Below are 10,874 nucleotides of genomic sequence, written 5' to 3' on the forward strand. Positions count from 1 at the left end.
CTGCTCAACTCCTAAGCCAAATTCTGCACGGTGAGGAATTATGACGTCGAAGTCTCTGAGGCTCCTGTGATTGGGCTTGTCGGTCACGACCGCAAACGGAGCGGTCGCCTCAAACCTCCGATAGGACGCAAGCAAAGCCTGCGCCATACGAAAATAATCGCGATTGCCGAATGCAAGCGTGATAAAGCCGCGCTTGGCTCGATTTTCGGTCATCGAATCGCACCCTTGACGTAGGGCTACCCACTCTCAGTCCGCACTACTTGTTTCACAGTCCGCCGATTAGGTTATCGGCCCTGAGCGTAACACTCCAAGGAAATTCTGTGTCGGTTTGGCGCGTGACAGTGCTGCCGACTCCTGCGTCGATTGATGTACCACAACCATCGAAAGAGAGATGGTTCGCCGGATTGCCTAAATCCAAGGCCGCGATTAGATCGATGATATCAGCTCACCTAGTGACATTCGCTATCGCCCGCCTCACCGCCCCTTCCACCCCCTCCGCCGCCGCCACCAGTGCCCCGCCACCACAACCACGACCCCGCCTGCTGAAATCCCCATCAGCCAGGGCCAGCTCAGCGCCACCATGGCCGCGCCCATCCACACCGTCACCGCCGTCAGCGGCAGGATGCCCAGCGCCGTGGTCCACAGGAACGTGCCCCAGCCCACCCGGGTCAGCCCGGCAGCGTAGTTGATCAGGTTGAAGGCGATCACCGGGATGAAGCGCGCCACCAGCAGCGTCACCGCCCCCTGCTCCGCGCTCCACGCATCCAGCCGCGCGCGGTTGCGCGCGCTCAGCATCGCCTCGACGAAGGGCCGCCCCAGCCAGCGCGCCAGCCCGAAGGAAAGCGCCGCGCCGATCATCGCCCCGCTCCAGATCAGCGCCGTGCCCCACGCCGCGCCATAGAGCGCCCCGGCCGCCAGCCCCAGGATCTCGGCCGGGAACGGCAGGAAGGAATGCACTACCATCAGCCCGACCACCGCCGCGTGGCCCCAGGGCCCCAGCCCGCGGATGCGCTCCATCAGCCGCGCCGCATCCCAATGCCGGCCCATCTCGGTGAACCCCAGCACGAGGCCGAGCGCGACCAGGACCGCCAGCACCGCCAGCGCCAGCGCCACGCGCCAGGCAGGCGACCCCGGCCGCCGCCCGCCATCCCCCCCGTTCTCGCGCCCGTGCGCCATTCAGGTTCCCTGTGCCGCCCATGCCAGCCTAGCCGCGCCGCGCATCCCCGTCACGCCTTGCCCGCCCCAAACGGCTGGACCCGACCGGCTGGACCCGGCCGACGAATCTCTTATCCTCGGCAGGGGAGCAGCGCGCGGAGGGAAGCGGTCCATGAAGTCCCTGCATTTCGGCTCGGCGACCATCGACATCATCTGCATCATCGCCGCCGAGAACATCGAGCGCATGAGCTTCTCCAACGAGGGCAAGTCCTTCCTCATGGTCGAGGCCGGGCGCAAGGTGCCCGCCGAGTCGATCACCGAGCACGTGGGCGGCGGCGCCTGCAACACCGCCGTGTCGCTGGCGCGGCGCGGCTGGACGCCCACCGTGGTGGCCAAGACCGGCGACGACCTGAACGCCGAGGCGGTGCGCGAGCACCTTCAGGACAAGGGCATCTCGACCGACCGGCTGATCGCCGCCGAGGGGCTGGCCACCGGCATCTCGGTGCTGGTCGCCAGCCACGACCGCAACGCCTCGATCTTCGTGCACCGCGGCGCCAACGAGACGCTGACCACCGACGAGATCCCCGCGCATGTGTTCGAGGGCGTGGACCTCGTCTATGTCGCGCCGCTCTCGAGCGCGTCGGCCGACTGCTTCCCGCAGCTGGTCGAGTCGGGCAGCCAGGCCGGCGCGCTGGTCGCGGCCAACCCGGGCATCCGCCAGCTCACCTCGCGCACCGCGCCCTTCCTCAAGTCGGTGCGCCACGTGGACATACTCTCGATCAACCATGTCGAGGCCGCCTCGCTGGTCCCCGCCTTCGCCGCCAAGGCCGAGGAGGGCCCCGACCCGCTGCCGCCCGAGAACGCGCCGCCGCTGATGAAGCGCGGCCTCAGCTTCGGCGGCTTCGACATGGGGCTGTTGCGCTTCATGGGCGCGGTGCGCCAGGCCGGCCCGCGCTGGGTGCTGGTCACCGACGGCACCGACGGCGCCTATCTCGCCTGCGACGAGGGGGTCATCTGGCGCCCTGCCCTGCCCGCCACGGTGGCCGGCACCGCTGGCGCCGGCGACGCCTTTACCTCGACCGTCGCCGCCGCGCTCGCCGAGGGGCTCGAGCCCGCCGACGCCATGCTCCAGGCGGCGATGAACGCAGCCGCCGTGGTCGGCGCGACCGACACCACCTCGGGCCTGATGACCCCCGCCCAGATGAAGGCGAAGCGCAAGGAGCTGGGCAAGGTGGAGCTGCGCCGCTTCGACCACGTCTGAAGCGCCCGCGCGCCCCGCGAAACGCGACGGACCGGCCCGGGCCCCGGACCTGATCCGGGGCCTCCTCCAAGCGCCGAAACGAGGCCCCGGCTCGTGGCCGGGGCAGCGGGTTGTCCGTCGATGGGCCCCGATCCGCGCCCGCCGGCACGAAGCATCCTCGCGTCCCGCTCGACCCAACGAAACGAACCAGGCCCCGGACCTGATCCGGGGCCTCCTTCAGGTCCCTCAGACCCTCGTCCCGGTAGCACCGAGGCCCTTTCCACCATCAGTCAAACCGGACCAACCAGATCGGGCCGCTCAGCGTCCCGTTCCAGACAATGGAACGAATAGATGGACGATTTATCCACGTACGAGCGCGGCGGCACTTGGCGCGCGGATTTCTCGGCGGCAACGGCGGCATCGTGAAATATTCGCCGGGTAGGCCATGAGCGCCTTTGCCGACAAGGGGTTCAGGATGGCGACTGGAATGCCCCTTACCAGCTCTTGAAACCCGTGATTGGCGCTATTGCCGTGACATTTGCCAGTCCCGCATGCCTACTGGTCCGGCAACCCTGCCAAGGAGTGATTGAAGATGAGCGATATTTCAGTCGTGGGCCTGGGGGCGATGGGATCGGCGCTTGCGAGAGCGCTCATCAGTGCCGGGCGAGAGGTAACGGTATGGAACCGTTCTCGTGCAAGAATGCAGCCGCTGATCACGCTGGGCGCCCTGGCTGCGCCCAGCCTTGCCGATGCAATCGCAGCCAGCCGCAAGGTAATTATCTGCCTTCCGAATTACGAAACGACCGCGCGGTTGCTCGAGCCGAGCGACGTCGTTCCCTTACTCGAGGGACGAACCGTCATCCAGCTGAGCACGGCGACACCAAAAGAGGCCGCGACCAGCGAGAATTGGTTCAGCGATTGCGGCGCGTCCTATCTGGATGGCGCCATCCTTTGCTGGCCCGGCAGCATCGGAACACCTGCTGGCCAGATCGCTGTCGCCGGGCCCGAGCCCGTTTTTGCCGACTGCCGGACGGACCTCCAGCACCTGGCGGGAGATCTGCGGTACCTCGGACCCAACATCAGGGCGCCCGCGACGGTAGATCTGGCGTTCCTGTCGCGCACGGTCGGCATCATATTCGGATCAATTCACGGCGCGCTGGTCTGCGAGGCTGAAGGCGTGCCCGTGTCGGAGTTCACAGCGATACTGCCAGCCGGCGACAGAGCCATTTCGCTGACGCAAGCGATCCATGACGGGTCTTTCGAAACCATCACCGCGGCCGGTGCCTCGGTCGATGTCGCCGCCAGCGCTGTGACGCGTATGCAGCAACAGGCGCGCGATGCCGGCATAAACAGCGAACTGCCCGACCTGCTTTGCGACTGGGTCAGGCGCGCCCAAGTGGCCGGTTATGGATCGCAGGAAACCGCCGCTGTCATTAAAGTCATCCGTCAACACCATTGATCTTGTCAGGCTCGATGCACCGGCACCTGTGTCCCGCACAGCCCATACATGATCCCCTCGGGCCTCGGGCTCGGTCCGCAGGATCTGGTGATATCCTGCGAAGATATCTTCAGCGCCTGCGCATCCGACGACGCGCCCCCTCAGGAGAGCGCCGAGGATCCACGCGAATCGCGGCAAGCTCTTGCGCGGATCACGGGTCGAGATCCGCCCCTGCACCGTCAGATGTTCAAGGTCGGTTCCTGCCCCGGCTCCGGCCCTGAACCGGGCCTCGCGTTTAAATTGTTGAAAAAAGGTGAATGCTCGTCGGTCTGCAAATCGTGCAACAAAACTTTCATGCGATGCATGTGCGCGAAGGTTGCATTAGCAGGCGCAAATTCGTTAAAAAATAGTTACCGGTTCTGCCTGTGATTTTCTCGCAGGCATCCCGCGTAAGCGAGGGGGGCGCTTGGGGCGGCAGGTTCGCGCCCAGCTTCCGATCCAGCGGCCTTGAGCCGCTGTTGGCGTCGCGGCTCGCGCAGGGGAATCCCGATTGGACCCGATGCGGTCGAGACAGAAGGGGTGCGATCGGATTCGGATCGGGGGGAGCAGGGGCTTTCTCGCGAAAGATCGGATTGTGCCGTGCACTCGCGGCGGAGGATGAGATCCCTTCGTCCGCCAACACGGGAGACTTTATCATGAAGAAGCTTGTTTTCGCGACGGCGGCCGTGGCAGCAGCCGCGTTGCTCGGCTCGGCGGCGATGGCCGGCCAGCCGTCAACCAAGGGCAATGGCCTGCCGCTGATCTCGATGCAGGACTCGTGGCAACTGAGTATCCACGCCTACGATACGTGCCCGACGAACCCGTATGACAACACGATGCGGCGCACCATCGTGGTCCAGGCCAGTGGGGTGAGCACCGGCGCCGCGCACCCGGACTCGACAACGAATAACGATATCTTGTTGGAGCCGAACGACACCGACTCGTTCCAGGTCGTGGACGGCAACGCCTGCGACGACGATCCGGCATTACTCTCGCTTCCCCAGATGGTCGCCAGTGACTACGAGCTGTTCATAAAATACATCGGCAAGCCTGGCACGCAGCTTGATCCGGCTCTATGCGCGACTGACGGCACCACCACCTACTGCAACTTGGACACAGCCGTCCATACCCGCACAACCGGCAAGGGCGCGGTGAAGTTCACTAATGCGACGAGAGACCTGTTGGGCGGGATCCCGGACCCGGGCACTACGGGGGGCGGTCTTTGCAGCGGGAACTATTGCGACCTTTTCGATCCCGGTCTTTTCGGCTACTTCTGGGACTGGTCGGCGACCTCTGGCGCCAAGGCCATTCTGGTCTTCGTGCCCTGCGCCACCTCGAAAACGTCGACAGACCCGGCTGAAGTGAGCTGCTTCTGAGCTTTCTCAAAAGACAGTCGGCCTGGCCGGCACAGACTGAAAGTTGAGGATGACGCCACCGACGCCGGCGCCCTCGGGCGCCGGCATCTCTAATTGTCCCCCACCAAGACACCCATACTACCGGATCGATCCGGGGCTTCCTCCGGGCGCCGGCACACGCACCCCGGCCCCGATCCGGGGCCTGCGTTAGGCCCCGCACAGGCCCCGCCGCGCAACCCCGCCTCACACCGTTCTCAGATACGCGTCGTATTCCACGTCCGAGACGCGGCCCATCAGGGTCGCGCGCTCCTGCCGCTTCATGGCGCCGAAGACGTGGCGGAACTCGCCGCCCAGCCATTCGGCCACGAAGGCGGAGCCGCTGAACAGCTGCTCGGCCATGGCCCAGCTCACCGGCAGCGGCTCGCCGTCGTCCGGTCCCGCCTCGCGCGCCACCGGCGGTCCCGGCTCGAGCCCCCGCCCGATGCCGTCGAGCGCGCCCGCCAGCGCCGCCGCCGCCAAAAGGTAGGGGTTGGCGTCCGAGCCCGAGACCCGGTGCTCCACCCGCGCGCCCTTGCCGTGCGTCTCGGGCACGCGCACCGGCACCGAGCGGTTGTCATGGCCCCAGGCCGCCACCACCGGCGCATACGAGCCCGGCACGAAGCGGCGATAGCTGTTGTGGTGCGGCGCGAACACCAGCATCGCCTCGGCCAGCGAGGCCAGCATCCCCGCCACCGCGTGGCGGATCAGCGGCGCCGGGCCATTGCCGCCCCCGTCGAAGGCGTTTCGGCCCGTCTTGTCCAGCAGGCTCAGATGCGCGTGCATGCCCGAGCCCGCCATGGCGCCGAAGGGCTTGGGCATGAAGCTCGCGTCCATGCCGTGCGCCCGCGCCACGCCGCGGATCGCCCGCTTCAGCGCGATCATGTGGTCGGCGGCCACCAGCGGGTCCTCGACATGGCGCAGGTTCATCTCGAACTGCCCGGCGCCGAACTCGCAGATCGCGGTCTCCGCCGGCGCGCCCAGCGCCTGGGCGGCGCGGGTGATGTCGGCCATCACCGGCTCGAAGGCGCGCATCACCTCCATGTCGTAGAGCTGCGCGCGCGCCAGCCGCCCGCCCGCCACCGGGTTTACCGGCGGCGCCGCCTCCTGCGCGTCGATCAGGTAGAACTCGAGCTCCAGCGCCATCACCGGGCGATAGCCCATCTCGGCCGCCCGCTCGGCCACCCGCATCAGCACGCCCCTGGGGTCGTAGCCGCAGATGGCGCCGTTGCCGGCCTCGGTGACCATGCACTGCAGCTGCGCGGTGGGCCGTTTGGCCCAGACCATGGGCTTGAGCGTCGCCTCGATCGGCACCAGGTTGCCGTCGGGGTCCCCGGTCTCCAGCGCGATCCCCGCCTCGGCCACGTCGGCGCCGAAGATGTCGAGCCCCAGCGTCGAGACCGGCAGCTTCATGGTGCCGGTCGCCAGCTTCTCCAGCATCTCGATCGGCACCAGCTTGCCGCGCGCCACGCCGTTGAGGTCCGAGACATAGACCTCGGCCACCTCGATCTCGGGGTGGCGCTCGCAAAACCGGGCCAGGTGGGCAGCGAAGGTCATGCGGCCTCCCTGGTGCGGGCGAGCAGGCAGATCATCTCCAGCGCCAGCGTGGCGCCGGCCAGCGCGGTGATCTCGGCGTGGTCGTAGGGCGGCGCCACCTCGACCACGTCCATGCCCACCAGCCGGATGCCGTCGAGGCGGCGGATGATCTCCTTGGCCTGCCAGGTGGTCAGCCCGCCGCACACCGGCGTGCCGGTCCCGGGCGCGAAGGCGGGGTCGAGGCAGTCGATGTCGAAGGTGATATAGGCCCGGTTGTCGCCCACCACCTCGCGGATGCGCGCCACCGTGGCGTCGATGCCCTCGCCGTGCACGCGGTTGGCGTCGTGCACCACGAAGTCCGAGGGGTCGGTATAGGTCGTCCGGATCCCCACCTGGATCGAGCGCCGCGCATCCACGATGCCGTCCTCGGCGGCGTGGTGGAACATGGTGCCGTGGTCGATGCGCCTGCCGTCGTCGATCGCCGTATCGCAATGCGCGTCGAACTGGATCAGGCTCAGGCCCTGACCATGCACCGCCGCATGCGCGCGCAGGCTCGGGTATGTTGTGAAGTGGTCGCCGCCCAGCACCAGCGCCGCCACCCCCTGCCCGATCACGCCCAGAAGCGTCTCCTCGATGCGCCCGGGCACGGCCTCGGGGTAGCCGAAGTCGAAGTCCACGTCGCCCCAGTCCACCACGTCCAGCCGCTCGAACGGGTCGAACGGCGAGGGCCAGGGGTGGCTCCAGGAAAGCTGCGCCGAGGCGGCGCGGATGCCACGCGGCCCGAAGCGGCAGCCCGGCCGGTTCGAGGTCGCGGTGTCGAACGGCACCCCGATCACGGCGAGGTCCACGCCCTCGAGCTCGCGCGCATAGCGCCGCCGGCAAAAGCTCAGCGCGCCCGAATACATCTGCTCGTCATGCGTGCGCGCCCGCGCATCGCCGGCGAGGAAGGCATAGTCCTTGCGGTAGGGATCGCTCACCGGACCCTCCTCATCGCTCACCCTCCTCCCACGCCGCCGGATCACTGCACCGAATTCGGGCCGCAGGCAAGAGCTTGACGGCGCGGGGCGCGCCGAGCATACGGGTGCCGCAATCACAAGCGAGGGATCAATGGGCACCGCCCCCAACCTGCGCACGACCGCCGAATACCAGGCGATGGACGCCGCGCATCACTGGCACCCCTTCACCGACACGAAGGCGCTGAACGCCAAGGGCGCCCGGGTCTACAGCGGCGCCCAGGGCGTGTGGCTCACCGATTCCCAGGGCAACCGCGTCCTCGACGGCATGGCCGGGCTGTGGTGCGTCGCAGTGGGCTATGGCCGCGACGAGATCGTCGAGGCCGTGGCGCGCCAGATGCGCGCGCTGCCCTACTACAACACCTTCTTCCAGTGCACCCATCCGCCCGCGGCCGAGTTCGCCGAGGCGCTCACCGCTGCGGCGCCCGCGCAGATGAACCGGGTCTTCTTCACCAATTCGGGCTCCGAGGCCAACGACACCGTGTTCCGCCTCGCCCGGCTCTACTGGGACTGTCGGGGCAAACCCTCGAAGAAGACCTTCATCGCGCGGCATAACGCCTATCACGGCTCGACCGTGGCCGGCGCCTCGCTCGGCGGCATGGCCGGCATGCACCGGCAGTCGGGCCTGCCGATCGGCGGCATCCACCACATCGGCCAGCCCTACTGGTTCGGCGAGGGCCGCGAGATGGACCCCGCCGAGTTCGGGCGGCTGCGTGCGCGCGAGCTCGAGGCGGCCATCGACTGGCTCGGCGAGGACAATGTCTGCGCCTTCATCGCCGAGCCGATCCAGGGCGCCGGCGGCGTCATCATCCCGCCCGAGAGCTACTGGCCCGAGATCGCCCGCATCTGCGCCGAGCGCGAGATCCTGCTGATCGCCGACGAGGTGATCACCGGCTTCGGCCGCACCGGCAACATGTGGGGGGCTCAGACCTACGCCATCTCGCCCGACTTCATGTCCATCGCCAAGGGCATGACCTCGGGCTACGTGCCCATGGGCGGCGTGCTGATCGCCGACCGCGTCGCCGAGGTTTTGATCGAGCAGGCCGGCGAGATCTTCCACGGTTACACATATTCGGGCCACCCGGCGGCCTGCGCCGCCGGGCTGGCCAGCCTGCGCATCTTGCAGGAGGAGCGCCTGGTCGAGCGCGTGCGCGACGACATCGGCCCCTACCTGCAGGCGCGCTGGGCCACGCTGGCCGGGCACCCGCTGGTCGGCGAGGCGCGCATGAAGGGCCTGATCGGCGCGCTCGAGCTGGTGCGCGACAAGGCCACCATGGCCCGCTTCCCCAACGAGGGCACCACCGGCACGCGCTGCCGCGACATCTCGGTGGCCAGGCGCCAGCTGGTGATGCGTGCCGTGCGCGACACCATGATCATCTCGCCGCCGCTGGTGATCAGCCGCGAGGAATGCGACCTCCTGGTCGAGCGCGCCCGGCTGGCGCTCGACGACCTCGCCGACGAGCTGACCCGCGAGGGTGCATTCGCGTGAGCGCCGGTTGATTTTCGCGCGCTCCGTCACATCGTCTCGCCAAAGCGAGGGCCCCGGCCCATCCCACGGGAGAACGACATGACGGAGAAACTGACGCTCTACGGCTTCGACGGCTCGACCTATGTGCGCACGGTGAAGATGCTGCTCGACGAGAAGGGCGCGAGCTATGATCAGGTGCCGGTCAACGTGCTCGCCGGCGAGCCGCGCCAGCCCGAGCACCTCAAGCGCCACCCCTTCGGCAAGGTGCCCGTGCTCGACCATGGCTCCTTCCGCATCCTCGAGACCGGGGCCATCACCCGCTACCTCAACGACCAGCTGCCCGGCAAATCGCTGGTGCCCGAGAGCGCGCACGACCGCGCCCGCATGGACATGGGCATCAGCCTCTACGACAGCTACGGCTACACCGCCCTGATCGGGGTGCCCGGCTACTACCTGTTCCCCGACCTGATCGGCGGCAAGAACGAGCAGGCGCACCGCGACGCCATCGAGGCCTCCCGCCTGGTCCTCACCGAGATCATGAAGATCCGCGGCGACGACCCCTGGATCGCCGGGGCGGCGCCCAGTCTGGCCGACTTCTACCTCGCCCCGATGGTCTTCTATGTCAGCCTGGTCGAGGACAAGGACACCGTCTTCGACGTCCCCGGCTTCGCCGACTGGTGGGCCCGCGTGCAGGAGCTGGAGTCCTACAAGGTGACCGAGCCGGACCTCGGCTGAGGGACGGGTCTCGGGCCCGGCCGGGCCGCCTCGGGGCCATGACGGCCGCACAGGGGCCAGATCGGGGGGGGCGCATGGCCGGCTATCTCGACGCGAACGACACGCCCGGGGTCTACCCGCCCAGCTGGTATGCCGAGACCGCCGGCGCGCTGCCCGGCCACCCCGCGCTCGCGGGCGAGACCCGGGCCGATGTCTGCGTCATCGGCGGCGGCTTCGCCGGCCTCTCCGCCGCGCTGCACCTGGCCGGGCGCGGCCTCTCCGTCGTGCTGGTCGAGGCCAACCGCATCGGCTGGGGCGCCTCGGGCCGCAACGGCGGCCAGCTCGCCACCGGCCCGCGCGCCTCGATGCACAAATACGAACGCCTGGTGGGCCGCGAAGACGCCGCCAAGGTGTGGCAGATCGCGCTCGAGGCCAACCGGCTGGTCAAGGAGCTGATCGAGCGGCACGGCATCGACTGCCAGTTCACGCCGGGCCATGTCGAGGCGTTCTGGAAGCGCTCGCACGCGGCCGAGGGCCTCGCCTATCCCGACCACCTGCGCCGGCACTACGGCTACGAGGCGATCCGCGCCGTGCCCCGCGAGGAAATGGCCCGGATGCTCGGCACAAGCCGCTACTGGGGCGGAATTCTCGACGAATGGGCCGGCCACCTGCACCCGCTGCGCCTCGCGCTCGGCCTCGGCCGCGCCGCCAGCGCCGCCGGGGCGCGCCTGTTCGAGCGCAGCCGCGTCACCCGGCTCGCGCCGGGCCGCGTCACCACCGATTCAGGCGCCGTGACCGCCGGCCACGTCATCGTCGCCTGCAACGGCTATCTCGACGGCCTGGTGCCCGCGGTGGCGCGGCTGTCGATGCCGATCAACAA

Annotated in this window: 11 protein-coding genes; 7 read left to right on the forward strand and 4 right to left on the reverse strand. The window is 68.4% G+C overall.

Features of this window, described 5'->3' with window-relative positions; all coding sequences use genetic code 11:
- Positions 1-213, reverse strand: a 213-nt coding sequence (locus AC32QD_RS08415; protein ID WP_492010043.1) for a hypothetical protein, incomplete at its 3' end; no start/stop codon positions are given.
- A gap of 261 nt (positions 214-474) precedes the next feature.
- Positions 475-1,176 (reverse strand): TVP38/TMEM64 family protein, encoded by a 702-nt coding sequence (locus AC32QD_RS08420; protein WP_492010044.1) that lies wholly within the window; start codon positions 1,174-1,176, stop codon positions 475-477.
- Between the two features lie 151 nt (positions 1,177-1,327).
- Between AC32QD_RS08420 and AC32QD_RS08425 the strand changes: the two genes are divergently transcribed.
- From AC32QD_RS08425 to AC32QD_RS08440, 4 genes are all read left to right on the forward strand, one after another.
- Entirely contained in the window at positions 1,328-2,416 is a 1,089-nt protein-coding gene (locus AC32QD_RS08425) for a carbohydrate kinase family protein (RefSeq protein ID WP_492010045.1), read from the forward strand.
- 571 nt (positions 2,417-2,987) lie between these two features.
- Positions 2,988-3,854, forward strand: coding sequence for an NAD(P)-dependent oxidoreductase (locus AC32QD_RS08430; RefSeq protein ID WP_492010046.1), 867 nt, complete (start codon positions 2,988-2,990; stop codon positions 3,852-3,854).
- A gap of 48 nt (positions 3,855-3,902) precedes the next feature.
- Positions 3,903-4,262 carry a hypothetical protein gene (locus AC32QD_RS08435; protein WP_492010047.1) on the forward strand — a complete coding sequence of 120 codons (360 nt, stop codon included), beginning with the start codon at positions 3,903-3,905 and terminating at the stop codon, positions 4,260-4,262.
- Positions 4,263-4,528: 266 nt separating this feature from the next.
- Positions 4,529-5,248: a hypothetical protein gene (locus tag AC32QD_RS08440; RefSeq protein ID WP_492010048.1), complete on the forward strand. Its 720-nt coding sequence runs from the start codon at positions 4,529-4,531 to the stop codon at positions 5,246-5,248.
- A gap of 222 nt (positions 5,249-5,470) precedes the next feature.
- Here AC32QD_RS08440 and AC32QD_RS08445 read toward each other — a convergent pair whose 3' ends face one another.
- Both AC32QD_RS08445 and speB read right to left on the reverse strand, forming a co-directional pair.
- Positions 5,471-6,820 carry a glutamine synthetase family protein gene (locus AC32QD_RS08445; RefSeq protein WP_492010049.1) on the reverse strand — a complete coding sequence of 450 codons (1,350 nt, stop codon included), beginning with the start codon at positions 6,818-6,820 and terminating at the stop codon, positions 5,471-5,473.
- Positions 6,817-7,776 carry an agmatinase gene (gene speB / locus AC32QD_RS08450; RefSeq protein ID WP_492010050.1) on the reverse strand — a complete coding sequence of 320 codons (960 nt, stop codon included), beginning with the start codon at positions 7,774-7,776 and terminating at the stop codon, positions 6,817-6,819. Before speB ends, AC32QD_RS08445 begins: the two co-directional genes overlap by 4 nt.
- A gap of 130 nt (positions 7,777-7,906) precedes the next feature.
- On the opposite strand from speB, the gene AC32QD_RS08455 reads away from it, so the two are divergent.
- From AC32QD_RS08455 to AC32QD_RS08465, 3 genes are all read left to right on the forward strand, one after another.
- Positions 7,907-9,301, forward strand: coding sequence for an aspartate aminotransferase family protein (locus AC32QD_RS08455; protein ID WP_492010051.1), 1,395 nt, complete (start codon positions 7,907-7,909; stop codon positions 9,299-9,301).
- 78 nt (positions 9,302-9,379) lie between these two features.
- The gene (locus AC32QD_RS08460) at positions 9,380-10,015 is read left to right on the forward strand and encodes a glutathione S-transferase family protein (protein WP_492010052.1); all 636 of its coding nucleotides are present in this window, start codon (positions 9,380-9,382) and stop codon (positions 10,013-10,015) included.
- Between the two features lie 74 nt (positions 10,016-10,089).
- Positions 10,090-10,874 (forward strand): NAD(P)/FAD-dependent oxidoreductase (locus AC32QD_RS08465; RefSeq protein WP_492010053.1); only part of this gene is annotated, 785 nt, incomplete at its 3' end.

The sequence above is a fragment of the Thermohalobaculum sp. genome (assembly GCF_058622915.1).